Origin of the sequence: Parasedimentitalea huanghaiensis, from assembly GCF_009753675.1 — a bacterium.
Lineage (GTDB): Bacteria > Pseudomonadota > Alphaproteobacteria > Rhodobacterales > Rhodobacteraceae > Parasedimentitalea > Parasedimentitalea huanghaiensis.
In genome coordinates this window covers 341235-366732 of sequence record NZ_WQLV01000002.1, presented here as the reverse complement: position 1 = coordinate 366732, position 25498 = coordinate 341235, and the positions used below count along the sequence as shown (strand labels likewise).

Sequence of the window (25498 nt, the reverse complement as noted above, 5' to 3'; positions counted from 1 at the left end):
GCCCTGCAGTGTTTGCGATAACAATAACAAATCCGAAGGAGCCGCCCTATGAGACGTCAGCGCAATGTAAAGATTGTTGCCACCTTGGGGCCGGCCTCGGAGACCTACGAGACCATTCGAGCATTGCATGAAACAGGCGCGGATGTGTTTCGTCTGAACATGTCGCACGGCAGCCACGAAGAAATTGCCGAGAAACACGCCATTATTCGCCGCGTGGAACAGGATCTGGACAGCCCGATTTGTATTCTGGCGGATCTGCAGGGGCCGAAACTGCGGGTTGGTGTGTTTGCCAATGGGTCTGAAGAACTGGTGCCGGGTGAAAAATTCCGCATGGATCTGGACGAGGCAGAGGGCGATGTTTCTCGCGTTTGCCTGCCACACCCGGTGATTTTCCAAGCGCTTGAAGCTGGTGCTCATCTGCTAGTCAACGACGGCAAGATTAAACTGGTTGTCGACAGTTGTGGCGAAGATTTTGCGGAGTGCACCGTCGAAATCGGTGGCACTATTTCGAACCGCAAGGGCGTTAATGTCCCGGACGTAGAGCTGCCGTTGGCGGCCTTGTCAGACAAGGACCGCGAGGATCTGGAGTTTGTCTGCAACCTAGGTGTGGACTGGCTGGCGCTGTCCTTTGTGCAGCGTGCCAAAGATGTGTTTGAGGCACGCGGGCTGGCAGATGGCCGGGCGGCCGTGCTGAGCAAGATCGAAAAGCCACTGGCCGTTGATAATTTTGGTGAGATTCTGGACGCTTCAGACGGCATTATGGTGGCGCGTGGTGATCTGGGGGTTGAACTCCCGGTGTCTGCAGTGCCGCCGATCCAAAAACGGCTTGTCCGCAGCTGTCGCGCTGCAGCCAAGCCGGTGATCGTGGCAACTCAGATGCTGGAAAGCATGATTGAAAGCCCAATGCCAACCCGTGCCGAAGTGTCGGATGTGGCCACGGCCATTTATGAAGGCGCTGATGCGGTGATGCTGAGTGCGGAATCCGCAGCTGGCAGCTATCCGATCGAAGCGGTGCAGACGATGGATAACGTTGCCACCGAAGTTGAAGCCGATCCAACCTACACTCAGATCATCGCGGCGTCGCGTTCTGCCAAGGGCAGCTCAATTGCGGATGGCATTGTAGCTGCCGCCCGCGAGATTGCTGAAAAGACTGACATCAAGGCGATCTGTTGTTTCACCCAGAGCGGCACAACCGCATTGTTGACCGCGCGCGAGCGTCCGGGAGTGCCGATCATCGCACTGACGTCCATGGAGGGGACGGCACGGCGTCTGGCGCTGAGCTGGGGCTGTAACTGCGTGATGACTCCGGGTCAGGAACGGTTCAAAGGCGCGGTGGTGAGCGCGGCTCGTGCGGCACGGGCAGGGGGCTTTGCTGCAGAGACGGACCAGATCGTGGTGACTGCGGGTGTGCCGTTTAACGTGCCTGGGACCACCAACATCCTGCGGGTTGCGCCCTGTGATGAACGTTTGATTTACAGCACAGATCCGGAATAGGCTGATCCTCATTTAATGAGGTGATGTCACATGGATACCGATTTGGCCCTGATTTTGGGTTTGGTGGTCGGCGGGCTTTCCATCCCGTCGATCATGTCTGCCATTAGCGACAGAAGATCTCCACGGGCTTCGGTGCTTACAGTTTTGATTGCCTGTGGGCTGTTGTATTACGCCACCGCCACTAAACCGGGCGGCTACCAGATTGATCAGATCCCAAACGTGTTTTTCTCGGTTCTGGGGCGTTATTTCTAAGAATCATCTTGCTCTTGCCGCAAGGCTTTCGTAAAGGGCAGTTCTTATCGCGCGACCGGCCGAATGTGGCATGCCGTGTTGTGTGAAAACCGAACCCGAACCATAGGAGACGGAAATGCCCAAAATGAAGACTAAGTCGAGCGCTAAAAAGCGCTTTAAGGTCAGCGCGACCGGTAAGGTCATTGCAAGCCAGGCTGGCAAACAGCACGGCATGATCAAGCGTACCAAGAAATTCATCCGTAACGCACGCGGCACTACTGCCCTCTCAGCTCCTGATGCGAAGATCATCAAGAGCTTTATGCCCTACGACCGTTAAGAGGAGCACGTAATATGTCCCGCGTAAAAGGTGGTGTTAAAACCCACGCCCGTCATCGGAAAATCGTCAAGGCAGCCAAAGGTTACTACGGCCGCCGCAAAAGTGTCTTTAAGGTAGCTACTCAGGCCGTCGATAAGGCCAACCAGTACGCAACTCGCGACCGGAAGAATCGTAAGCGGAATTTCCGCGCACTGTGGATCCAGCGGATCAACGCCGCAGTTCGCAGCCACGACGAAGCACTGACATACAGCCGCTTCATCAACGGTCTGAACCTGGCCGGCATCGAAGTTGACCGTAAGGTTCTGGCTGATCTGGCCGTACACGAGCCCGAAGCATTCGGTGCGATCGTTCGCCAGGCACAGTCGGCTCTGGCTGCTTAAGCACCAGCTGCACACTGACAGATTTAAGGCCGCTCCATCCGGGGCGGCCTTTTTCGTTTGCATGGTTCAGGTTAAGCTTACACGATGGAAATGACCGGGGGCGGATGTGTCGTTTGATCTGAAAAGTCTGGAACTGTTTGTCCGCGTTGCAGCACTGGGTGCCATTGGCCGGGCAGGGATGGAGTTCAATCTGTCTTCGACCAATGCGACCCACCGGATCAAGGCGCTGGAGACAGACCTGCAGGTGAAGCTGCTGAACCGTACGACACGGGCGGTGTCGCTGACCCCGGATGGTGAAATCTTTCTGGATTACGCCAAGCGGATTCTGAACGATGTCGAGGATGCCCGCACGGTATTGTCGCAAACGACAGCCACAGTGTCAGGCGTGGTGCGGGTGACGGCTTCGGCCTCGTTGGGGCGCACCCATATTGTTCCCTTCGTGCCCGAGTTTTCGCGCCTGTACCCGGATGTGAAACTGGATCTGAACCTGACGGATAATCTGGTTGATATTGTTGAGCAGGGCTATGATCTGGCGTTTCGGATGGGTGAATTGGCACCATCGTCCCTGTTGGCGCAAAAACTGGATGATAATCCGGTGTTGCTGGTGGCCTCGCCCGACTATCTGGCACGAAAAGGATATCCCGAACATCCCGATGATTTGCGCAATCACGACTGCCTGACACTGGGGGAACGGCACGGCTGGCACTTGCGGGGGCCGGATGGTGCCGAGCATCGGATCCGCAGTGACTTTACCGCACGGAGCAATCTTGGAGATGCATTGGTGGAGTGGGCTGTGGGCGGAATGGGGATTGCCCATGCCGCACTGTGGCATGCCGGGCCTGCTATCGAGGCGGGGCACCTGGTGCCGATCCTGCCGGGATACAGTGTGTTTTTCGATATGAAGATGTGGGCTGTGCGTCCGCCGGGACGGTTGATGCCGCTGCGGGTCAAGGTGTTTCTGGATTTCATGCAGGCTCGGTTCATCGCGACAAACCAGAAACAATACGGCGCTATCCTTTCTGAATTATCCCAATATTTGGGAAAATGATTTCCTGAATGGACCGATAGTGGCCCGTTTAGGGATGGATTAGGTCTCGTGACAGATCAAATCGGAGACCATCCAATGAAAGATACCGTCACCAGCACCGACGTTCAAAACCAGATTATCGAGGCTTTTGAATTCCGTCACGCGGCCAAAGTCTTTGACCCCGAGCGCAGGGTCAGCGAGAGCGAGTTTGGCACTATTCTGGATGCTGCGCGGCTGTCACCGTCGTCGTTTGGTCTGGAGCCCTGGCAGCTGCTGGTTGTTCAGGATCCCGACAAGCGTGAGTTGCTGCGCCCTTTTACCTGGGGCGCCAGTGGTGAGATGAACGGAACCGAGGGCCAGCTGCGCACCGCCAGCCATTTTGGCATCTTCCTGTCCCACACTGGAGCAACAATGTCACATGAGTCGGACTATCCAAGACAACACGCTGCTGAGGTCAAAAAATTCCCTGCTGAATTCCTGGACGGGTTCCATGCGGCCTATTCCAAGTTCCGCACCGATGACTTCAAGATCGAGAGCGAGCGTGAAACCACAGACTGGGCCGCGCGTCAGGCCTATATTGCGCTGGGTAACGTGATGACGGTTGCAGCAATGATGGGCATTGATACCTGTCCGATCGAAGGGTTCGACGCGGACCAGACCAGCGCTGTTCTGGAAGAGCATTTCGGGATTGATCCCAAGCTATACAGGCCTGCCGTGATGGTTGCCTTTGGCTATCGGGCTGGGCCGCCAATGTTCCCAAAAACACGCCGGGGCATGGATGAAATCGTTAGCTGGTTCTAATTAGAAGCGACTGTGTGCTGCGTTTCCCAAACTGTGGCGCACGGTTCGGCCTTGCCTAAGTGTCATCTGTCACAGTCTGAACTAACTGCCGGAGCTGGTGGTTTATTCTGGCTGTGACAAAATTTTGCGCCCCAGTCCCACAATCACCAAAGCCCCGATTGGCCAAAGCGACCAAGGGTATCCACCCCAGCTAAATATGTTTATCAGCGCGAGAGCAGCGATAATCACCACTGTCTGGGCGGGAAGGATGGCACTTATCCGGGGGGGGATGAATTGTGGGGCCCACCTAAGGCCAGCGATGGTTGCCACGCCTAGGATTGGCCAGTGTGCCCAGATTGAACCTCCCGTAACCAGATTGATCAGCACAAGCGCTCCGGCAACAAGGGCTGCAAACAAAATGGATTGTGGCGGGGGGAGCTCTGACGGCGCGACGGATATCTCGTCGTCATGAAGTCTGATTCCCCGGTGAGGCGCGGCTGGTTCGGATTTACGGCGAAAAGAGAACCCGGGCTTGCTCATGGCAATACGATAAACGGGGACATCCGTGGACAGGTTGCGGGGGCGTTTTTCGCCGAGATATTCAAACCCGATGGTCAGCTTGCTGTGCACCTGATCATAGACCTGTTGCGAAATCAGAACGCCGCCGGGTTCGGCCATGCTTTGTAATCTGGCGGCAAGGTTCACACCCTCACCAATCAGGTCATCCCCGTCGACGATCACATCCCCCAGATGCACGCCAATGCGAAATTTCAGACTGCCATCACGGGTGCCCAGCTCGCGCTGTGCTTCGATGGCGCATTGGGTGGCTTCGACGGCTGATGGAAAATCAGCGATGAACCCATCACCAGCAGTATTTGCGATGCGCCCGCCGTGGTGGGTGATTAGTTTGCGAAAAATGTCCTTGGCGGCGTTCAGCTCGGCAAAGGTGCGAACCTCGTCCGTTCCCATGGCTTGACTGAACCCGGCAGCATCGGCTGCAAGGATTGTCGTCAGCTTGCGGGTTAGCTTCTCGGACATCTTGTAATTCTCCACTATCAATCACGGCAACATGGGCTGTGACAGGTGATCTTGCAAGGTAGGGGCACATATCGGGCACAGTGTCATAATGACGTATCTGGGATACTTGCTTTCACTGACCGCTATGGTAGCAGGGCCTAAGCGAAATTCAGGGGACCGTCATGGACGATCTTAAGTCAAAATATCTAAGCCAAATTGCCGATGCCGCCGATGAGAACGCGCTGGAGACCATCCGGGTCGCTGCCGTGGGCAAAAAAGGCGAAGTGGCGCTGAAAATGCGTGAACTGGGCAAGATGACGCCCGAAGAGCGTCAGGTCGCAGGCCCGGCGTTGAACGCACTGAAGAACGAGATCAACTCGGCTCTGGTTGCCAAAAAGGCTGGTCTGGCGGATGCCGCACTGGACGAGCGACTGCGCACCGAATGGCTGGACGTCACTTTGCCAACCCGCGCCAGCCGCACTGGCACCCTACACCCGGTCAGTCAGGCCAGCGAAGAGCTGACAGCGATCTTTGCCGAGATGGGGTTCTCGGTTGCCGAAGGGCCGCGCATTGATACCGACTGGTATAACTTTGACGCGCTGAACATCCCCGGCCACCACCCTGCGCGGGCCGAAATGGACACGTTCTATATGCACCGCGCCGAGGGCGACGACCGCCCACCGCATGTGCTGCGCACCCATACCTCGCCGGTTCAGATCCGCTCGATGGAGAAGATGGGCGCGCCGCTGCGTATCATCTGTCCGGGTGGCGTGTATCGCGCCGACTATGACCAGACCCACACACCGATGTTCCACCAGGTCGAAGGCCTGGCGCTGGACACAGACATTTCGATGGCGAACCTGAAATGGACGCTGGAAGAATTTGTGAAGTCGTTCTTTGAGGTCGACGACGTAGAGCTGCGCTTCCGCGCCAGCCATTTCCCCTTCACCGAGCCATCGGCCGAGGTCGATATTCGCTGCAGCTGGAAAGACGGCACGCTGAAGATTGGCGAAGGCGACGACTGGATGGAGATCCTAGGTTCCGGTATGGTGCACCCCAAGGTGATCGCCGCTGGTGGCATTGACCCGGATGTTTATCAGGGCTTTGCGTTCGGCATCGGTATCGACCGTCTGGCGATGCTGAAATACGGCATCCCTGATCTTCGTGCGTTCTTTGACAGCGACCTGCGCTGGCTACGCCATTACGGCTTCCAGTGTCTGGACATGCCAAGCCTGCACGGTGGTTTGAGCCGTTAGAATGGCGTATCCTGAAGACAAGATAAAGATCCCGTATCACCGGATTAGAGGTACAAAAGACAGTGCCCTAATCCGAGAAGTTTTGAATGGCGCTCAAGAACGCGCTCTCAGAATTTTTCAGTTTTCGGCAGTTCTTGGTGCTTTGAGTGTTTTTTTGATTGAGAGCGGGAAAATATCTGTTGAGGTCCCGCTTCTGACAAAAAGCCTTTTCTTGCTGGGGCTGCTATTGCTGTTTGTAGGAGTTCAGCATCTACCAACCTTTGTTTTTTTTCGTGGAGAGAAAACACTAAGAAAATGGATCGACCGACAAACCTGTGTATTGCGGGGGGTTGAGTTCGTCCTTCTTGCAGGGGTTTTGTTAGTTATCGTGTCTGCAGGCAAATTCCTATGGGATAGTGGGCTGCTTGCTGGTACTTCAACACCCGTTGTTTGTACTCAGCAAGTTAGTCTTGAGTTTGAGAAAATGGATGGCACAAGTGTGTCTATACAAAGATGTAGCGACGGGATAGCCAAATGAAATTCACTCTTTCCTGGCTGAAAGATCACCTCGACACTGACGCATCAGTGGACGAAATCGCCGAGACTCTGACCGATCTGGGTCTGGAAGTTGAAGAGATCAGCAACCCGGCTGAGCGGCTCAAGGACTTTACACTGGGCTACGTCAAGCACGCCGAAAAACACCCCGATGCTGACAAGCTGCGGGTCTGTAAGGTCGACACGGATGAAGGTGAGATGCAGATCATCTGTGGCGCGCCCAATGCCCGTGAAGGCATCACCGTGGTGGTCTGTAAGCCGGGCATGTATATTCCCGGTCTGGATATCACCATCGGCGTTGGCAAAATCCGTGGCGTTGAAAGCTATGGCATGATGGCATCCGAGCGTGAGCTGGAGCTATCGGACGAACATGACGGCATCATCGAGCTGCCCTCGGGCGAAGTGGGTGACAAGTTCATCGACTGGCTGGCCGAGAATGACCCGTCCAAGGTGGATACGGTGATCGAGATTGCGATCACGCCAAACCGCCCGGATGCATTGGGGGTCTTTGGTATTGCCCGCGATCTGGCTGCTCGTGGTTTGGGTACACTGAAGACCAAAGATTTCACTCCGGTTGAAGGCAGCTTTGCCAGCCCGATCAATGTGACCATTGATGAAGATACCTTGGATGGCTGCCCGCTGTTCACCGGTCGTCTGATCAAGGGGGTGCAGAACGGCCCCAGCCCGCAGTGGTTGCAAGATCGTTTGACCGCGATTGGTCTGCGTCCGATCTCGAAACTGGTGGATATCACCAACTTCTTTACCTATGACCAAAACCGCCCGTTGCACGTATTCGATGCGGCCAAGGTACAGGGTGACCTGCGGGTGCACCGCGCGACAGGTGGCGAAACCTTGGTGGCGCTGGACGATAAGGAATACACCTTTGCCGCCGGGCAGATGGTGATTTCTGATGACAAAGGCGCCGAGAGCGTTGCTGGTATCATGGGTGGTCTGGAAACCGGTTGTACCGAGGACACTGTAGATGTGTTCCTGGAAAGTGCGTTCTGGGATCATGTGCAGATTGCCTTGACCGGTCGGGCGCTAAAGATCAACTCGGACGCGCGCTATCGTTTTGAACGGGGTGTGGACCCTGAGTTCACCCTGGAGGGGCTGGAGCTGGCAACGCAGATGATCCTGGATCTCTGCGGCGGTGAAGCGTCTGAGGTGGTGATTGCCGGGCAGGTGCCGAACCATGCGCGTGCTTACAAGCTGGATGCCGCACGGGTGCAATCACTGGTTGGGATGGACATCCCTGAGGCCGAACAGCGCCAAACATTGACCCATCTTGGCTTCCGCCTAGAGGGCAACCAGGCGCATGTGCCCAGCTGGCGTCCTGACGTACAGGGATCGGCTGATCTGGTGGAAGAAGTGGCGCGGATTGCATCGCTGACCAAGCTGGTTGGCAAGCCGCTACCGCGTATCACGGATGGTATTCCCAAGCCAGTAATGACACCGCAGCAGCGCCGTCAGCAGATGGCGCGTCGCACCTGTGCTGCACTGGGCTACAACGAGGTGGTCAGCTACACCTTCATCGACCAACCCTCGGCAGAGCTGTTTGGTGGTGGCACCGATGCGACAATGCTGGCCAACCCGATTTCCTCCGAGATGTCACACCTGCGCCCGGCCTTATTGCCCGGTCTGTTACAGGCAGCTGCCCGCAATCAGGCGCGTGGCTATATGGATCTGGCCTTGTTCGAGGTTGGCCCTGCGTTTCATGGCGGCGAGCCGGGTGAACAGCACAATCTGATCACAGGCCTGCTGGTTGGTCGCAATGGTCCCAAGGATGTGCACGGCGACTCGCGCGCGGTGGATGTGTTTGATGCCAAAGCGGATATCGAGGCCGTTCTGGCTGCGATTGGGGCACCTGCCAAGGTGCAGGTCCTGCGCGGCGCGCAGAGCTGGTGGCATCCGGGACGTCACGGCAAGATTTGTCTGGGGCCAAAAAAGGTCATGGGCGTCTTTGGCGAACTGCATCCCAAGGTGCTGAGCGAGATGGGCATCAAAGGCGCGGCTATGGCGTTTACTATCTGGCCAGACGAAATCCCGATGCCGCGCAAATCTGGTGCGTCTCGTGGCGCTCTGAACCAGAGTGATTTGCAGGCTGTTGAACGTGACTTTGCCTTTGTGGTGGATGACAGCGTCGAGGCGCTGGCACTGGTCAATGCTGCTGGTGGTGCCGACAAGGCGCTGATCACCAATGTGCGTGTGTTCGATGAATTCATCGGCGGCAGCCTGGGTGAGGGCAAGAAATCACTGGCGATCACTGTGCGGTTGCAGCCCAAGGACAAGACGCTGAAGGAAAAGGACATCGAGGCCGTAAGCGAGAAGATCGTGGCCAAGGTGACCAAGGCAACCGGCGGTACGCTGCGGGGTTAATCTAAGCCTGAATTGAGAGTAGAGAGCGCGTCCCATTGGGGCGCGTTTTTTGTATTGGTAATGTCTATCCACCAAAGGGCCGCGGCTGACCTTGGGAGGTGCAAAGCGCCTTCCCGTTTTGCTGGAAGCAAACCTCCGGTTTGACGGGGAAGGTCAGACGCGGCAGTGCCGGGCTGTGGTTCAGTTTTCCGACAAAAACTCTGCCAGTGTATCAAACACCAACCGGATACTGCGGCTGCTGTGCAATTCGCGGTGGGTGACCAACCAGATCGGGATCATAAACGGATCGGCATCGGGCAGGACCCGCACCATCTCGGGCGTTTTGTCGCCAAGAATGGTGCTCATCGGGATAATGCCAAGCCCCCGTTTCGCCAGCTCCCATCCTACCAAGCCGCTTTCCGAGCCGCAGGGGAAGTTTCGTTCGGTCACGGTCATACCCAGCGGCGTAAGGGCCTCGATCATTCGTTCAGCAGAGCCAAAGCTGATAAGATCGTGCTGGGACATGTCTGCGAGCGTCAACGGTGTGCCGTGTTGGGCCAGATAATCCTTGCTGGCATAGAAATGGGCGGGCAGGTCGTTCAGTTTTCGGGCAATCAGATCAGGTTGTTCCGGTTGTACGTGGCGAATGGCGATGTCGGCCTCGCGGCGCATCAAGTCCCGGATGTCATTGGCGGCGATGATCTCGATCTGAAGGTCGGGTGCCTTGTGCCGCAGGGCATGCACGACGTCGGGCAAGCGGTGGGCCGAGAAGACATCGCTGGCGGTGATCTTGACCCGTCCGGCGATGCTTTGTGATTGTCCGGATGCGGTCAGGGCGACTTGCTCGGCGGCGGCTGCCATCGGACGCAGATGTTCCAACAAATCTAACCCGGCCTGTGTCAGTTCCAGTTGCTTACCGATACGTTCGAACAGAAGCATGTCCAGTTCAGTCTCTAGCGCAGCGACCTGACGGCTAAGCGTGGGTTGGGTCTGGCCGAGCTGGCAGGCGGCCGCAGACAGTGACCCGGCTTCAGCCGTGGTCAAAAAGGCGCGCAGGTGGTTCCAGTTCAGGTCCTTGGGCAGAATGGACATACATTAATGTATAAGCAGACTGCGATTTTCGGCAATTCCCGTATGGATGCTTAAAGGCTAGTTTCCGCCCAAAGGAGACAGTCATGCAACAGAGTGCTCAATTCTGGGACAATGCCGCGGCCAAATACGCGAAATCCAAGATCGGTGACCCCGAGGCCTATGAGACGACGTTGGCTCGGACCCGGTCGTATCTGAAGGCGGAAGATCAAGTGTTGGAGCTGGGCGCAGGGACCGGCACTACGGCGTTGCATTTGGCGGCATCGGTAGCGCGCTATACGGTGAGTGACGGATCCAAAGCGATGATCGACATTGCGCGTGAAAAGGCATGGGATGCCGGGGCTACAAACCTTGATTTTTCGGTCTGTGATATCACCGGTGCGCCGCAGGGGCCGTTTGATGTGGTCCTGGCCTTTAACCTGTTGCATCTGGTCGAAGATCTGGACAGCGCCTTGAGCAGTATCCAGCAGTTGGTGAAGCCCGGCGGGTTGTTCATATCCAAAAGTCTCTGTGAGCCGGAGGAGGGGGCAAGCTGGAAGTTTCGTCTTCTGCGGACAGCGATTCCGCTGATGCAAATGCTGGGCAAGGCTCCGTATGTTGCCTTTCGTCGGATGGAGGATTTCGAAAAGCAAATCCGTGAAAGCGGTTTTGAGATCCTTGAGACCGGCAACTACCCGGCGAAACCTCCCAGCCGTTTTGTAGTGGCGCGCCGTTTGTAACGGGTGAATTGACCGCGCTTTGCGCTAGATCGCAGGTCGGGGTTTACATGTATGAAAATCGCACATCAGCCGGGGAAGTCTTGGCAGCAGAGCTGAAGGTGCTGGGTTTAACCGAACCTATAGTTTTGGCACTGCCGCGTGGTGGCGTGCCCGTCGCCCCACCAGAGACGGTGGACGAACTGCGCGGTCTGGTGGATACTGTGATTTGCCCGCTTTGCCCCAGACCGTTCTGGTCAGTTGGCGCGCATTACAGAGATTTCCGGCAAGTGGATGATGAAGACGTCGCAGGGATGCTTGCCGAGGCTGAAGGGCCGGGAACAACAAAGGACTGAACACGTGACATTGAACGTTTATCTTTCAGGAGAAATCCACTCTGACTGGCGCGAACAGATCACAGAAGGGGCGAAGGCACTGGATGTGAGTTTTAACAGCCCAGTCACTGATCATGATGCCAGCGACGATTGCGGCGTGGCGATACTGGGTGCTGAACAGAACAAATATTGGCACGATCACAAGGGGGCGATGGTCAATGCGATCCGTACCCGTAAGGGGATCGAGGATGCCGATGTGGTGGTTGTGCGCTTTGGTGAGAAATACAAGCAGTGGAATGCGGCCTTTGATGCGGGATATGCTGCGGCGCTGGGAAAGTCGATTATCGTGCTGAACCCGCCGGAGCATCAGCACGCGCTGAAAGAAGTTCATGCCGCTGCGCTTGCCGTAGCTGAAGAACCTCGCCAGGTGGTCGAAATCCTGACCTATGTGCTTAGCGGAAAATTGCCATCATGAGCGCGCCAATTTTAGAAACCGAACGCTTGATCCTTCGCCCACACCGGGTTGAGGATTTTGACGATGTCGCGGCCATGTGGGCTGATCCTGCTGTCGTGCAATTCATCAGCGGAGTACCTTCTACTGGCGAAGCGTCATGGTCGCGTTTGTTGCGTTACATCGGCCATTGGCATGCGCTTGATTACGGCTTTTGGGCGGTCACTGACAAGGAGACAGGTGCGTTTCTGGGAGAGGTCGGTTTTGCTGATTTCAAGCGGGAGATTGAACCATCATTAGGTGGGCATCCCGAATGCGGTTGGGTGATGGCCTCTGCGGCCCATGGCCGGGGGATTGCAACCGAAGCCGTGGCCCGCATCCATCAGTGGGCGGATGGGGTGAAGGGCTGGAAAGAGACGGTCAGCATTTTCGATCCGGATCACAAAGCGTCTCATAACGTGGCCAGAAAAAATGGCTATGAAGTGAGTGGTGAGGCCGTTTTGGGAGATCTGCCAACTCTGGTGATGCGTCGAACAACGAAATGATTGATTAATCGTCGGTCGCGGCAACTGTTCATTAACAGGCGTCAGAATAGAGTACGGCATCCGCTCACATTTGGCGTCAGGCAATTTGGCGGATTTCCTGTTGGCCTTTAGCTTTGGACAAATTAATGCAGAACCGCCGTGCTCCAGTCTCGGAAATCACCCCTAAGCGAGAAGACGCGGGCCTGTTCAAAAAAGGCATTGTAAAGTTCGACATGGAACTGGTGCCTTATAAGGCCCGCACCAGTCGGGGGGATCTGGTGGTCAAAGGGTTTTTCCAGAATAACACGCAGGTTGATGTTATTTTTGCCGGTCGGCGTGCGATGGAAACAGCGCCGTTAGAACTGTGTCTGGAGCGACTGTTTGCTCAGGCCGTACGAATGGCAATCCGCTCCAATACGCAGTCGCCCAATGTGGATAACGTCCGGTTTCCGGTTCAGGTCGAAGGATCATGGCGCCCGCATTTCCTGCGTGACCTGTCCGGCTGGGAGACCCGAAGCTACCAGTTTTTGGTGGCGCAATGGACCTTTACGGATGAAGCTGGAAATCCGGCAGAATTTGGCACGCTTCCGATTAGGTGAGCGTGGTTTCACAGTTGATGGCTACGACCTAAGGCCATTCTTTACTATCTCTGCGTTCATCCAGTGCGTTTCGCTTTGAACATGATCCGCGCGAACTTACTTGCCAAGGTTCATATCCATCTGGGCTTCGGGAAACGTTTCAGTCGTGCGAATGACGAAACCTTCTTGAGCTGCGAAGTCCATTTGAGACACCAGTTCTGCGATCAGAGATTTGGAAAATGGACCGCGATATAGAAGTGGCACGCTGCATATACCGAGTTCGTTGAATCTGGCTTGCGTGTCATCCCAAGTTTGAATTTCGTCGCCCAACATCCATGCAAAACCCAAAAAATATGACGGGAGAGAATGATATTGGATGGAGTGACGCGCATATAGATACTCTCCAACTATGCGCTCGTTATTGGCCAGTCGCGGAGAGATACCCGCCGCAAAGGCTTTGATCCAATCTCGTGACGGGTGATACCTCGCGTCGGGACTTCGTGGATGGCAACCGCCTGAGAAGATTGTGGTGTTTTCCCCATCTATTTTCTCGGTTGCCACAACGTCTGGTGCCGCCATAATAACCGACAAATCACGCATGAATTTGTCGTCAGATGTCGCGCCGGGAGAGGTTGGTAGGTTGGTAGGTGGTAAGTCCGCCCCTACTTCTGAGACATGAGACGAGAGCCCTAATTGGTGTGATTTGTATTTTGGAAAAAGTCAGATGTGGTTTAAAATTCTTGGTTTGATGTGAGGCGTTGCCGCCTCACATCTGTCTTAAACACTCTTAGGCCTCGCGTTTGATTTCCACCTGATGGGGGTAGGGGATCGAGATGCCTTTGGCGTCGAAAGCTTCCTTGACCGCTTGGGTCATGGCAAATTTCAGTTCCCAATAATCTTCGGCCTTGCACCAGATCCGCGTAGTCAGATCCACCGAACTGTCGCCCAGGTTGGTCACACGCACCCAGGGTTCCGGGTTTTGCAGGACTCGTGTGTCGGCATTGGCCTGTGCCAGAATGATCTCTTTGGCGGTGTCGGCGTTGTCGCCGTAGTCGATGCCAAACACCAGATCAACGCGACGGGTTTCGTGGTGAGAGTAGTTGGTGATGACGGCTCCCCAGGCCTGTCCGTTGGGGATGATGATCTGTACGTTGTCAGGGGTGGTCAGTTCGGTGATGAACAGGTTCAGATCTTTGACAGTGCCGGCTGTGCCACCAATATCGACGTATTGGCCCAGCTTGTAAGGGCGGAACAGCACCAGCATAAAACCAGCTGCCAGATCACTGAGTGTGCCCTGCAAGGCCAGACCAATGGCGAGTGTGGCGGCGCCCATCATGGCGACTAGGCTGGTGGCTTCGATGCCGAACAGACCCAGGACCGCAATTAGCACAACGGCGATCAGTGCCCAGCGGATGATGCTGGCGACAAAGTTACCCAGTGTCGGGTCAATTTCAGGGGTGGCATTGATACGTTTGCGAATGGCGCGGCTGATCATGCCTGCGGTCATCCAACCAATGATCAAAACGGTCAGCGCCTTGACCCCGTTCAACACAACAGGCCAGTAAGCAAAGCTTTGTTCTACAATCTGTTCCATGAAAATTTCTCCAGTTTGTCAATTTGGGGCGTCATAACGCAAAAACGCCCGCAAAGTGCAGGCTTTCCCCAACGTAAGGTTGGAATTCACTCTATTTTTCCATTCCTCGCGCGTTTGAGCAACAGGGGGAGATGAGTGTTTTGGCTAAGATAAGGAAAATCGGCCTTCCGCCAGGTTTGGAGGAAGGCCGATGTGATGCGTTTTACTGTTTGATCGCAAGGCTAGGGGAGACGACGTCGATCCCAAGTGCTTTGCCAACTGCGTAGTAAGTCAGCTGACCAGCGTGAACGTTCAAACCGTTCAGCAGGTGTGCGTCGTCGGCACAGGCCTGACGCCAGCCCTTGTCTGCCAGTGCCAGCATGAACGGCATGGTGGCGTTGCCCAAGGCGATGGTTGATGTCCGTGCAACAGCACCGGGCATGTTGGCTACACAGTAGTGCATAACGCCATCGACATTGTAGATCGGGTCGCCGTGTGTTGTGGCCTTGGAGGTTTCAAAGCAACCACCCTGATCGATGGCAACATCGACGATAGCCGCGCCGGGCTTCATTTCGGACAGCTGTGCACGGCTGATCAGTTTTGGTGCGGCAGCACCGGGGATCAACACAGCGCCAATGACCATGTCAGCCTGGCGGACCAGATCTAGAGTGGCACCTGCAGTGGAGTACTGGTTCTTGAAGTCACGGCCAAACACGTCGTCCAGATATTTCAGGCGGTTCAACGAGCGATCCAGAACAGTGACATCAGCGCCCATGCCAGCTGCAATTTTTGCAGCGTGGGTGCCAACAACACCGCCGCCGATCACGACAACCTTGGCAGGGGCAACACCGGGGACGCCACCCATCAGAACGCCGCGGCCACCGTTGGCCTTTTGCAGGGTCCATGCGCCGACTTGTGGCGCCAGACGACCGGCGACTTCGGACATTGGGGCCAGCAGCGGTAGGCCGCCGCGGTCGTCAGTTACGGTTTCATAGGCAATAGCAGTACAGCCGCTTTCCAGCAGATCGTGGGTTTGCTCGGGATCCGGAGCCAGGTGCAGATAGGTGAACAGCAGCTGGTCAGGGCGCAGCATCTTGCGCTCGACGGCCTGTGGTTCTTTGACCTTTACGATCATGTCCGCAGTGGCAAAAATTTCTTCAGCGGTGGCGATGATATGTGCGCCAGCCGTGGTGTAATCTTCGTCGGAAAAGCCGGAGCCCATGCCGGCATCTTTCTGGATCAGCACCTGATGGCCATGATTGACCGCTTCACGCGCAGCGTCGGGCGTCATGCCAACGCGGAATTCCTGGGGTTTAATTTCTGTGGGGCAGCCAATTTTCATGAGTTTATCCTCCTAAACTTGCCTGAATAATACGCGCCCTTTGACGCCATTTGCTGCTTTGTTGAGCGAAATAAAAACATGTCTTTCGAAGATTCTTCGATTATAAGGCCTAAACCTAGCAAGGATCTTCGCAGAAATGTCACTTGATCAGACGGATCGCCGCATCCTCACAGTATTGCAAAAACAGGGGCGGATTTCCAATGCTGACCTGAGTGAATTGGTGAATCTATCGGCCTCGGCCTGTCACCGCCGCGTGCAGCGGTTGGAGAAGGATGGCTATATTCGCGACTATGTGGCCTTGTTGGATGCGCGGAAAATGCAGGTGCCCAGCACCGTGTTTGTAGAGATTACCCTATCGGGGCAGGCGGATGAAGTGCTGGATGCGTTTGAAAAAGCGGTCGCGCGAATACCGGATGTTCTGGAATGTCATCTGATGGCAGGAACGGCGGACTACCTGCTAAAGGTGGTGGCAGAAAACACAGATGACTTTGCCCGCATTCACCGACAGTATCTGGCGCGGTTGCCGGGCGTCGCGCAGATGCAAAGCTCGTTTGCCCTAAGGACTGTGTTCAAGACCACCGCGTTGCCGGTCTAGAGACACCTTCCCTTATTGGTTGTGTTGCGGCATGATCAGATTCGCATAAGCGTTGAGAATATGGCGCATTTCGGAAGGCAGGAAGGCTGAGGATCTTATCCTAATTTTATAGGAGAAAGATTGTGAAAGTTAAGAATTTCAGATTGGTTGCAGGCGACAATAAGATGGTCCCGTTTGTAGAGTCACCAAATCATGGTGGCAGCCTGGTTGGCGGGGCACCACGCTTTTTGGTTATCCATTATACCGCTGGAGGAGCGGCCTCCGGTTCGATTAACTGGTTTCAAAATCCTAAGGCCAAGGTGTCGGCGCATTTGGTCGTTGGTCGGGATGGTGGAGTGACCCAGATGGTGCATTTCAACAAAGTGGGCTGGCATGCTGGCAAGAGCCGATGGAAAAATGTAAAAGGTCTAAATAGCCATTCAATTGGAATTGAAATTGCAAACTGGGGAAAGCTAAAGCCCTCTGCAAGTGGCGGTTGGGTTTCGCGTACTGGAAGGGCTGTCTCCAATGAACGTGTTGTTTTGGATGAACACAGAAACTCCCCTGGAAAACAACACGGATGGGAAACGTTTAGCGAAGAACAGTGGGACGCAACGGTAGCCGCAGCGCAAGCCATCGTTGAGGAATATGATATCAAACCTTCCGATGTCGTCGGTCATGATGACATTTCACCTATGCGGAAAATTGATCCCGGCCCGGCGTTCGATATGGATAAGTTCCGGTCTTTGATTTTTGGACGTGAAGAAGATAGCTGGAATGATCTTCGCTACAAGGTGAACTCAGCGAGTGGATTAAACTTACGAGCAACTCCCGATCTGTCTCAAAAACCTATTAAAAACCTGCCGGATGATACGGTTGTGCACGTGATTGAAAAAACATCTAAGTGGTGGTTAGTTGCGGAAGTTGTGAGCGGTAAGGATGATGTTACCGGGTATGTTCATAGCAATTGGCTGGTACCGTCATAGGCACGGAGCCGAACTGACGGTCTCTCCAAATGTTTTGTGGCCCGAGTGAATTTCTACAGCATCAAGTCTCAGCCTGTTATCCGATGCATAGATATGCTCTGATGCCGCAAAACGTTGGGGGCAGGCATGAGCTGGGATTACATTATTGTTGGCGCGGGCAGCGCGGGTTGTGTGCTGGCCAAACGGCTGAGTGAAGCTGGGCACCGGGTACTGCTGCTGGAAGCTGGCGGTAAGGACAACTACCATTGGGTGCATATCCCGATGGGATATCTGTACTGCATCAATAATCCCCGCACGGACTGGATGTACCGTACTGCCGAAGAACCGGGGCTGAATGGGCGCTCATTGCTCTACCCAAGGGGTAAGGTGTTGGGTGGATGTTCGTCGATCAACGGCATGCTTTACCTGCGCGGGCAAGCGGCGGATTACGATGGCTGGCGACAGCGTGGCAACACCGGTTGGGGTTGGGACGATGTGCTGCCCTATTTCAAAAAGTCCGAGGACTACGTCGATGGCCCGTCAGAAATGCACGGCGAAGGTGGCGAGTGGCGAGTCGAGAACCAGCGCCTTCACTGGGATGTGCTTGATCACTGGTCTGAGGCTGCGCAGGACTGGGGCTTGCCACATGTCACAGATTTCAACACCGGCAACAACGAAGGGGTTGGCTATTTTCGGGTCAATCAGCGCAGCGGCTGGCGGATGAACACAGCTAAGGCGTTCTTGCGTACTTCAACTGGCGAGACGCTGAAGGTGGAAACCCAGGCCCACACCCGGCGGGTTCTGGTCGAGGATGGTCGCGCGGTTGGGGTTGAGTATGAACAAGGGGGGAAGGTAAAAACCGCAAAGGCCCAAGGTGAAGTGATCCTGTCGGCTGGTGCGGTGAACTCACCGCAGATTTTACAGCTGTCGGGGCTGGGTCCAGCGGACCTGCTGCGGAGACATGGCATCGACGTGCGGCGGGATATGCCTGCAGTGGGTGGAAATCTGCAGGACCACCTGCAACTGCGCTGCGCCTGGCGATTGACCGGTGCAAAAACACTGAACACATTGGCCAACTCGCTGTGGGGAAAAGCGAAGATTGGGCTGGAATATGCCTTGAAACGGTCGGGGCCGATGTCGATGGCGCCCAGTCAACTCGGGGCGTTTGCGCGCTCGCGGCCCGGCTTGGAGACGCCGGATCTGGAGTATCACGTACAACCCTTGACGTTGGAGGCCTTTGGCAAGCCGCTGCATGATTTCCCGGGATTGACGGCCAGCATATGTAATCTGCGCCCAGAGAGTCGCGGAACAGTGCAGATTACGTCGGCCAATGCCCAAGATGCGCCTCGGATTGCCCCTAACTATCTATCCACTGAAGGCGACAAGCAGGTGGCTGTGTCGGCCATTCGTCAGGTGCGGGCGATCATGGCGCAGGGACCGATGCAACGGTACACACCAGAAGAGATTAGTCCGGGCATAGTTTCGGATGATGAGGCTGATCTGGCGCGGGCCGCGGGGGACATCGGCACCACCATTTTTCACCCAACCTGTACGGTGCACATGGGCGCCGAGGAAAGTGCCCCCGTGGACCCTGAACTGCGGTTGCGCGGGGTGACTGGATTGCGGGTGGTGGATGCCTCGGTGATGCCAACCATCACCAGTGGCAACACCAATGCACCGACCATTATGATTGCTGAAAAGGCGGCGGATATGATTTTGGCAGCCGCGCGTTAGAGGATTGGGTCGATTTCACCAGTGGAATGAAACGATTTTGTGATTTTTGGGGTCCTGAGCCCGCCAATATCGCTTTCGGGTTGAACCTTGGGTGATTTCCGGTTTCCCTAGTGGAATACTTAACACCAGCTATGTTGCAAACTCGGCAAGCCAAGCTTGTTCCTGGGTGTGTGTGATGACCCAAAGGAGCCCTCTGTGAATCGCGATGACGACAACACAACTCTGGCCTGGCTGGAAGATGAACTGCAGGACATGCTGGATGAGGGGATCGAGGTTGAGTCCGCTGAACCGATGTTGTCGATGGAGCTGCGCAAGATTTACCGCGCACAACACCCCGAGATGCTCGACCGGCAAGTCTATTTCCGCAATCTTTTGCGGCTTCAGGCTGAGTTGATCAAGCTGCAGGACTGGGTGGTTGAGACTGGCGCCAAGGTGTTGGTGATCATGGAAGGCCGGGATGCAGCCGGAAAGGGTGGGGTGATCAAGCGGATCACGCAGCGGCTAAACCCACGGGTGGCACGGGTGGTGGCCTTGCCCGCGCCAAGTCGGCGCGAACAAAGCCAGTGGTATTTCCAGCGGTATGTCCCTTACCTGCCATCGGGGGGCGAGATCGTGCTGTTTGACCGGTCCTGGTATAACCGGGCCGGGGTCGAACGGGTGATGGGCTTTGCTGATGATGATCAGGTCGAAACTTTCTTCAAAGATGTTCCCGAATTTGAAAGAATGCTGGTGCGGTCGAACACCATCGTGCTGAAATACTGGTTTTCAATCACCGATGAAGAACAGCAGTTGCGGTTTATGATGCGGATTCATGATCCGATGAAGCAGTGGAAGCTGTCGCCTATGGATCTGGAGAGCCGGGTGCGTTGGGAACAGTACACCAAGGCCAAGGAAGACATGCTGGCACGAACCAATATCCCCGAGGCGCCGTGGTATGTGGTTGAAGGCAACGACAAAAAACGTGAACGGCTGAATTGCATCGAGCATTTGTTGTCACAGATTCCATATAGCGATGTACCGAGCGAGAAGGTCGATTTGCCGGACCGCGAGTATAATCCCAAGTATGAACGGCAGGTGCTGCCGGATGAATTATATGTGCCAAAGGTGTATTGAGACCGGCGATTGGTGCGTGCAAGCACGCACCCTACAGGAAACGCAGGGGCTAGGACTTTGCCGCCTGAGAAACAGGTGAAAAATGCCCGAAGCCCCAGTGTATGACATCGATCCTGCTGCATTCTGGCAAAATCCATATCCTGACCTTGCCAAAATGCGGGACCTAGCGCCGTTGGTCTATGTGCCGCAGATGGATGCGACGCTGATCACCCGGCGTGATGATATTTTTGCCCAGGAAAAGAAGATCGAGGTGTTCTCGTCTGAGCAACCCGGCGGTTTGATGACACAACTGATGGGGCAAAATATGATGCGCCGCGATGGGGCGGATCATATGGATGAGCGGCGGGCAATCTTCCCCACAGTGTCGCCAAAAACGGTGCAGAGACACTGGTTGGCACAGTTTCGCACAGCGGCGCAGGAGATCCTGGAGCAGCTGGCAATGACCGAAAGCTGCGATCTGGTGCAGGACTATGCTCTGCCACTGTCGGCAGAGGCGTTGAAGCTGGTCACCGGGCTGACCAATATGAGCGCGATTGAAATGGACCGTGTCAGTCAGGGCATGATTGACGGCTGTGCCAATTATACAGGGGATGCGGCTGTTGAAGCCAGATGCCATGACTGTACCGCCTCGATTGATCGACATATTGATGGCTGTCCTCCGCATACCGGAGACGCGGAGGATTTGTCACTGCTGGCGATTCAGCGACGAGCTGGGTTGAGCGATGCACAGGTGCGGGCGAACATCAAATTGGCGATCTCGGGTGGACAGAACGAACCACGTGATGCGATTGCGGGCACCGTCTGGGCCCTGTTGATGCATCCCGAGCAGTTGATGGATGTGAAGGCTGGGCGGGCTGACTGGCTGCAGGCGTTTGAAGAATATGCGCGCTGGATCTCGCCTATTGGGATGTCACCACGGCAAATAGCGCAGCCTTATGAGCTGCACGGGGTGACGCTGAACGTCGGAGATCGGGTCTTTCTGATGTTTGGCTCCGGGAACCGGGACGAAAGGATTTTTACGCAGCCAGACGTTTTCAACCTGCATCAGGACAACAGAGCTGCGATTTCATTTGGGGCCGGGCCACATTTCTGCGCCGGAGCGTGGATCTCTAAGGCGTTGATTGCTGAGGTGGCGCTGCCAATGCTGTTTGAGCGTTTCCCTAAGATCGAGTTGGCCGGGGAGGCCCGGTTTGGTGGCTGGGCATTTCGCGGACCGTTGCAGGTGCCGGTTCGCTGGTGACGCTTCGGCCGTCCTGTTAGCGGCACTGCAGTGCCGTTTCTCGGGACCGCAGATGCTGCACTTCCTGCCGCTCAGAAGCTGATAGGGGTATCTGGCCGGCAGGTACGCCAATGCGGCAGCCGAGGTTGGAAAAGGCCTGCTGCCCGCGTGCGCTTTGGAAGCAATAGCCGTTGCGGGCAAAGATGGCGTTTCGCTGCAGCCAGAGGGAGTTGCAGGTTTCTTGTGGTTGCGCGCTTCTGACACCGACAAAGCGAATCCAGTTGGAGTGAGCCCAGCCCTGAGCCCCTGTTTCGGTTCTGACCCTGAACCAGACCCCATTTTGTTCGAGAACCTGAAGCCGCGTGCCCTCGACCATTTTCATCAGACGGGATGCGGAGGAAGTTGTGCCATTGCGCAGGGCGAGAAATCCGTCGCCGTTGGGATCAAGGCCGGCAACCTGATGGGTGAACTGACCGGTTGCGACAGGCTGTTTTGGAGCCGGTGTTGGAGGCGGTGGGGCGTTTGGCACAGATGTAATGCGCGGAGCCAGATAGATCCGATCTATGAGTGAGGAGTTTTCCCAAGGGATTTGCGCGCCGTTGGTCTGCTCTACAACATCGCGGCGCACCTTGCGCATGACCTCGTGCAGGTCGTCTTCTGTGGATGGCAGATGTTTCAATAGCGCGGCGGTGAAGGGGCTGTTGCGACCTTGCCCGTCCAGCGCGACGTTGCCTGGCTGGGTGGAAAACGCAACAAAGGAACCAACCCCGGCATCGATTTTCACCAGCCCGCGTGTGGCGCCGCCAACTGACCGTGTTGAGGTGGCAAGGTCAAAGGGGTTGTCGCGACAGGCATCGAGGATGACGATGTTGCGATCTGCCCGGCTTTCCATTTCAGCAAGGATTGTCTGCAGTTTAACGGATCTCTGCCTCAATGTTTCTTTATCGTTTCCATAGGCATCGACGGGGATCAGAAAATTTTCAGCACCGAGCTGGACCGCGTGTCCGGCAAAGTAGAACAGGGCAATATCACCCGCGTTTAGCGACTTTTGCACATCCTGTGTGAGCCGGAGAATTTCTGAGCGGGTCAGGTCGATACCTGAGTGAACACGAAACCCCAATGAGCTGAGCCTTTGGGATACGTCGCGTGCGTCCTGCGCAGCATTTGGCAGGTCCTTGACCGTCGCATGTTGATAGTCAGAGTTCCCAATAACCAGCGCCACCCGTTCGGTCGCATAAGATGCACTGGCAATAAAGAGGGAGAGAATGAGCGTAAGCACAGGTTGAAACATCTTTTGCCTTCTCTGTTTATGCGAATCTCAGCGAATATCGTGAAGCTGTTGGCGTGCTAAAATGAGCGGTGCGAGGCTTGGGAACGTGACGTCCAGCGTGATCTTGTAACGACAGACTAGGGCAAATTTGGGTTTTTGGGAAGAAATCTGAGTTTGACGGGGGCGATGTTAAGATATTTGGCAATTCGGCTCTGGGAGGTGGTCCCGAAGTGACCGCCTCCTTGATCAAATAATTCAAGGTTTACGCAATTGGGGGACTGCGCGGTCAACTTCGGGAAGTGGCTGGAAGCCTAAAAAGGCCAACAGCCCAAGCAGTTGTGACAGGGGGGTGCCATAGCTGCGATGGAATCAGTTTAGCGAGTATCTATGATCTCTAAAACACTTTTTGCGTGTATCGGCAGAGCTCCGCCGATTATGCAACACGCTGTGACGTGGTTGGGCATGTTGGAAAACAGAGAGTCTCTACTGCCGGGACCGGGGGGTTACAGACCATCGCGACTGATCGCCAGTATTGTTGCGGGCGCTAGCCTGTATGCGGTTTTCCAATTTTTAGGTCGAGTTGCGCAGAGCTGCGGGAATGGCGCTATGGCAAAGCACCGCTGGTTTGTTTAGAACTGGAGTTAGTTGGTCATAGGCAGTGCATGCAGGAGACGCAGGATGAAAACCGAGCACGATGATGCGCAAAGTGCCACTAAGGTGGCACTGCTGGACGCAGCTCTGATGCATGTGCCGTTTGATGGTTGGACCGAAGTAACTTTTCAGGCCGCTTGCCAGGATTGTGGCGTGGATCAAGTGCTGGCACAGGCGATATTCCCGCGCGGCGCAGTTGATCTGGCGCTGGCCTATCACGCCCGTGGTGACGCGCTGATGTTGCAGCGGTTGGCAACCGAGGATCTGACGGGATTGCGGTTTCGCGACAAAATTTCAGCGGCCGTTCGATTTCGATTGGAAGTTGTGGACGATAAAGAGGCGGTGCGACGGGGCACGACCCTGCTGACACTGCCGCAATATGCGGGCGATGGCGCACGGGCGATTTGGGGTACGGTTGATGCGATCTGGACCGCGTTGGGCGACGGGTCAGATGATATCAACTGGTATACCAAGCGGGCCTCGCTGTCGGCGGTTTATACAGCCACCGTGTTATACTGGCTGGGAGACGACAGTTTGGAGCATCAGGCCACATGGGACTTTCTGGATCGCCGGATCGATAACGTCATGCAGTTTGAAAAGCTGAAGGCGCAGGTGCAGGCGAACCCGCTGCTAAAACCGTTTCTAGCCGGACCGAATTGGTTGGCTGATCAGATCAAGCGTCCCGTTGGGCGAGACGATTTGCCAGGGTCCCTGACGCCGCGACGCTGATTTCAGACTCTAGCTCCTGATCTGACAGGGGCTCCCGCCCGGTGTCGGGTATTGCCATACCCTCCTCCCGTTGGGCCTGGCGCCGCGCAGACGCGGCGCAACTGCGCGTAACGTTTGCCAGGTCATGCTACGGTTGAGGGATCAGCGTTTGCAGACCTGCGCTGGGGTGTTAGGCATAGGGCAAAAGAAAGGATCCCTGATGACCCAAGTGATGCGTGCTGTTGAGATTTCCACCCCTGGTGGCCCCGATGTATTGAAGCTGACGGAGCGACCCGTGCCAGAGCCGGGTCATGGACAGCTGGTGATCAAGGTGGCCTATGCCGGGGTCAACCGACCGGATGCGTTGCAACGGGCAGGGGCCTATGCGCCGCCTCCGGGTGCCAGTGATCTGCCCGGGCTTGAGGCCTCGGGCGAGGTGGTCGCCATTGGGGCCGGGGTCAGTGAATATGCGCTGGGTGATCTGGTTTGCGGGCTGTTACCCGGTGGCGGCTACGCCGAATATGTTGCGACGCCAGCGGCGCATTGCCTGCCGGTACCCAAGGGGCTGGATCTAAAGCAGGCGGCCTGCCTGCCGGAAACCTTTTTCACAGTCTGGTCGAATGTGTTCAGTCGCGGTGGGTTGCTGGCTGGTGAGCGGTTTTTGGTGCATGGCGGATCGAGCGGCATTGGAACAACGGCGATTCAGCTGGCAAACGTACTGGGCGCGCGGGTGTTTACCACGGCTGGATCGGATGAGAAGTGTCAGGCCTGTCTTGATCTTGGTGCAGAGCGGGCGATCAATTACCGCGATGAGGATTTTGTCGAAGTGCTGCGCGCTGAGGGGGGGGCTGACTTGATTTTGGATATGGTGGGCGGCGATTACATCCCGCGCAACATCAAGACTCTGGCCAATGACGGGCGTCTGGTGCAGATCGCGTTCTTGTCCGGACCCAAGGTGGAGCTGAACTTTGCCCAGATCATGATGCGGCGTCTGACGGTGACCGGGTCCACTCTTCGCCCGCAAAGCGATTTGGCCAAGGCGCGGATTGCGGATGATTTGCGTGAAGTGGTCTGGCCGTTGATCGAAGCTGGGCGGGTTACGCCGGTGATGGACAGCGAGTTTGCATTGGAAGAGGCTGCAGAGGCACATACCCGGATGGAAGGCTCGGGGCATATTGGCAAGATTGTGCTGAAGGTCGCGGGGTAAAACAGTAGTGAAACTGGGGGTTTTGGCCACTGGGATGTGGCCAAAATCTGTAAGCAGTT

Annotated in this window: 27 protein-coding genes; 21 read left to right on the top strand and 6 right to left on the bottom strand. The window is 55.8% G+C overall.

Annotation, left to right across the window (positions count from 1 at the left end):
• Nucleotides 1–48: 48 nt before the first annotated feature.
• The 6 genes from pyk to GO984_RS05450 all read left to right on the top strand — a co-directional run bounded on the left by pyk (nt 49) and on the right by GO984_RS05450 (nt 4270).
• Nucleotides 49–1494 (top strand): pyruvate kinase, encoded by a 1446-nt coding sequence (gene pyk, locus GO984_RS05475; protein ID WP_157021538.1) that lies wholly within the window; start codon nt 49–51, stop codon nt 1492–1494.
• A gap of 30 nt (nt 1495–1524) precedes the next feature.
• Nucleotides 1525–1746, top strand: a complete 222-nt coding sequence (locus GO984_RS05470) for a hypothetical protein (RefSeq protein WP_157021537.1) — start codon at nt 1525–1527, stop codon at nt 1744–1746.
• Nucleotides 1747–1861: 115 nt separating this feature from the next.
• Entirely contained in the window at nt 1862–2062 is a 201-nt protein-coding gene (gene rpmI, locus GO984_RS05465; RefSeq protein WP_157021536.1) for a 50S ribosomal protein L35, read from the top strand.
• 14 nt (nt 2063–2076) lie between these two features.
• Nucleotides 2077–2442 (top strand): 50S ribosomal protein L20, encoded by a 366-nt coding sequence (gene rplT / locus GO984_RS05460; RefSeq protein WP_127750233.1) that lies wholly within the window; start codon nt 2077–2079, stop codon nt 2440–2442.
• A gap of 106 nt (nt 2443–2548) precedes the next feature.
• Entirely contained in the window at nt 2549–3490 is a 942-nt protein-coding gene (locus tag GO984_RS05455) for a LysR substrate-binding domain-containing protein (RefSeq protein WP_167740233.1), read from the top strand.
• 75 nt (nt 3491–3565) lie between these two features.
• The gene (locus tag GO984_RS05450; protein WP_157021535.1) at nt 3566–4270 is read left to right on the top strand and encodes an NAD(P)H-dependent oxidoreductase; all 705 of its coding nucleotides are present in this window, start codon (nt 3566–3568) and stop codon (nt 4268–4270) included.
• Nucleotides 4271–4372: 102 nt separating this feature from the next.
• On the opposite strand, the gene GO984_RS05445 is transcribed toward GO984_RS05450, so the two are convergent.
• Nucleotides 4373–5287, bottom strand: a complete 915-nt coding sequence (locus GO984_RS05445) for an adenylate/guanylate cyclase domain-containing protein (RefSeq protein WP_157021534.1) — start codon at nt 5285–5287, stop codon at nt 4373–4375.
• 161 nt (nt 5288–5448) lie between these two features.
• On the opposite strand from GO984_RS05445, the gene pheS reads away from it, so the two are divergent.
• The 3 genes from pheS to pheT are packed head-to-tail and all read left to right on the top strand — an operon-like array spanning nt 5449 to nt 9432.
• A complete protein-coding gene (pheS, locus tag GO984_RS05440) occupies nt 5449–6522 on the top strand; it encodes a phenylalanine--tRNA ligase subunit alpha (protein ID WP_157021533.1) in 1074 nt (357 codons plus the stop codon).
• Nucleotide 6523: 1 nt separating this feature from the next.
• Nucleotides 6524–7039: a hypothetical protein gene (locus GO984_RS05435; protein ID WP_157021532.1), complete on the top strand. Its 516-nt coding sequence runs from the start codon at nt 6524–6526 to the stop codon at nt 7037–7039.
• On the top strand, nt 7036–9432 hold the full coding sequence (pheT, locus tag GO984_RS05430) for a phenylalanine--tRNA ligase subunit beta (RefSeq protein ID WP_157021531.1): 2397 nt from the start codon (nt 7036–7038) through the stop codon (nt 9430–9432). The genes GO984_RS05435 and pheT overlap by 4 nt, the downstream gene beginning before the upstream one ends.
• A gap of 180 nt (nt 9433–9612) precedes the next feature.
• On the opposite strand, the gene GO984_RS05425 is transcribed toward pheT, so the two are convergent.
• The gene (locus GO984_RS05425) at nt 9613–10503 is read right to left on the bottom strand and encodes a LysR family transcriptional regulator (RefSeq protein ID WP_157021530.1); all 891 of its coding nucleotides are present in this window, start codon (nt 10501–10503) and stop codon (nt 9613–9615) included.
• An 83-nt stretch (nt 10504–10586) separates the two neighbouring features.
• On the opposite strand from GO984_RS05425, the gene GO984_RS05420 reads away from it, so the two are divergent.
• The 5 genes from GO984_RS05420 (at nt 10587) to GO984_RS05400 (ending at nt 13104) form a co-directional block, all read left to right on the top strand.
• Nucleotides 10587–11219, top strand: coding sequence for a class I SAM-dependent methyltransferase (locus GO984_RS05420; RefSeq protein WP_157021529.1), 633 nt, complete (start codon nt 10587–10589; stop codon nt 11217–11219).
• A 47-nt stretch (nt 11220–11266) separates the two neighbouring features.
• The gene (locus GO984_RS05415; RefSeq protein ID WP_209279378.1) at nt 11267–11551 is read left to right on the top strand and encodes a hypothetical protein; all 285 of its coding nucleotides are present in this window, start codon (nt 11267–11269) and stop codon (nt 11549–11551) included.
• 4 nt (nt 11552–11555) lie between these two features.
• Complete coding sequence (locus tag GO984_RS05410; RefSeq protein ID WP_167740232.1) at nt 11556–12005, top strand: YtoQ family protein; 450 nt, start codon at nt 11556–11558, stop codon at nt 12003–12005.
• Entirely contained in the window at nt 12002–12526 is a 525-nt protein-coding gene (locus tag GO984_RS05405) for a GNAT family N-acetyltransferase (protein WP_157021528.1), read from the top strand. The genes GO984_RS05410 and GO984_RS05405 overlap by 4 nt, the downstream gene beginning before the upstream one ends.
• Nucleotides 12527–12651: 125 nt before the next feature.
• Nucleotides 12652–13104 carry a hypothetical protein gene (locus GO984_RS05400; RefSeq protein WP_157021527.1) on the top strand — a complete coding sequence of 151 codons (453 nt, stop codon included), beginning with the start codon at nt 12652–12654 and terminating at the stop codon, nt 13102–13104.
• A gap of 96 nt (nt 13105–13200) precedes the next feature.
• On the opposite strand, the gene GO984_RS05395 is transcribed toward GO984_RS05400, so the two are convergent.
• The 3 genes from GO984_RS05395 to ald form a co-directional block, all read right to left on the bottom strand.
• Complete coding sequence (locus tag GO984_RS05395) at nt 13201–13683, bottom strand: RNA ligase family protein (protein ID WP_245231010.1); 483 nt, start codon at nt 13681–13683, stop codon at nt 13201–13203.
• A gap of 187 nt (nt 13684–13870) precedes the next feature.
• Entirely contained in the window at nt 13871–14677 is an 807-nt protein-coding gene (locus GO984_RS05390; protein WP_157021526.1) for a mechanosensitive ion channel family protein, read from the bottom strand.
• 202 nt (nt 14678–14879) lie between these two features.
• Nucleotides 14880–15998, bottom strand: coding sequence for an alanine dehydrogenase (gene ald / locus GO984_RS05385; RefSeq protein ID WP_157021525.1), 1119 nt, complete (start codon nt 15996–15998; stop codon nt 14880–14882).
• Between the two features lie 136 nt (nt 15999–16134).
• Here ald and GO984_RS05380 point away from each other — a divergent pair, with 136 nt between their 5' ends.
• The 5 genes from GO984_RS05380 to GO984_RS05360 all read left to right on the top strand — a co-directional run bounded on the left by GO984_RS05380 (nt 16135) and on the right by GO984_RS05360 (nt 21624).
• Nucleotides 16135–16593, top strand: coding sequence for an Lrp/AsnC family transcriptional regulator (locus tag GO984_RS05380; protein ID WP_138161272.1), 459 nt, complete (start codon nt 16135–16137; stop codon nt 16591–16593).
• Between the two features lie 122 nt (nt 16594–16715).
• On the top strand, nt 16716–17558 hold the full coding sequence (locus GO984_RS05375) for an N-acetylmuramoyl-L-alanine amidase (protein ID WP_157021524.1): 843 nt from the start codon (nt 16716–16718) through the stop codon (nt 17556–17558).
• Between the two features lie 126 nt (nt 17559–17684).
• On the top strand, nt 17685–19271 hold the full coding sequence (locus GO984_RS05370; protein ID WP_157021523.1) for a GMC family oxidoreductase: 1587 nt from the start codon (nt 17685–17687) through the stop codon (nt 19269–19271).
• Nucleotides 19272–19523: 252 nt separating this feature from the next.
• Nucleotides 19524–20384: a polyphosphate kinase 2 gene (gene ppk2, locus GO984_RS05365; protein WP_157021853.1), complete on the top strand. Its 861-nt coding sequence runs from the start codon at nt 19524–19526 to the stop codon at nt 20382–20384.
• 82 nt (nt 20385–20466) lie between these two features.
• Nucleotides 20467–21624, top strand: coding sequence for a cytochrome P450 (locus tag GO984_RS05360; protein WP_157021522.1), 1158 nt, complete (start codon nt 20467–20469; stop codon nt 21622–21624).
• Between the two features lie 16 nt (nt 21625–21640).
• Here the strand turns inward: GO984_RS05360 and GO984_RS05355 are convergent, their stop codons facing one another.
• Nucleotides 21641–22894, bottom strand: coding sequence for a caspase family protein (locus GO984_RS05355; RefSeq protein ID WP_157021521.1), 1254 nt, complete (start codon nt 22892–22894; stop codon nt 21641–21643).
• Nucleotides 22895–23551: 657 nt separating this feature from the next.
• On the opposite strand from GO984_RS05355, the gene GO984_RS05350 reads away from it, so the two are divergent.
• Together GO984_RS05350 and GO984_RS05345 are read left to right on the top strand one after the other, a co-directional pair.
• Nucleotides 23552–24253: a COQ9 family protein gene (locus GO984_RS05350; protein WP_157021520.1), complete on the top strand. Its 702-nt coding sequence runs from the start codon at nt 23552–23554 to the stop codon at nt 24251–24253.
• Between the two features lie 199 nt (nt 24254–24452).
• On the top strand, nt 24453–25439 hold the full coding sequence (locus GO984_RS05345) for an NAD(P)H-quinone oxidoreductase (protein ID WP_157021519.1): 987 nt from the start codon (nt 24453–24455) through the stop codon (nt 25437–25439).
• Nucleotides 25440–25498: the final 59 nt, after the last annotated feature.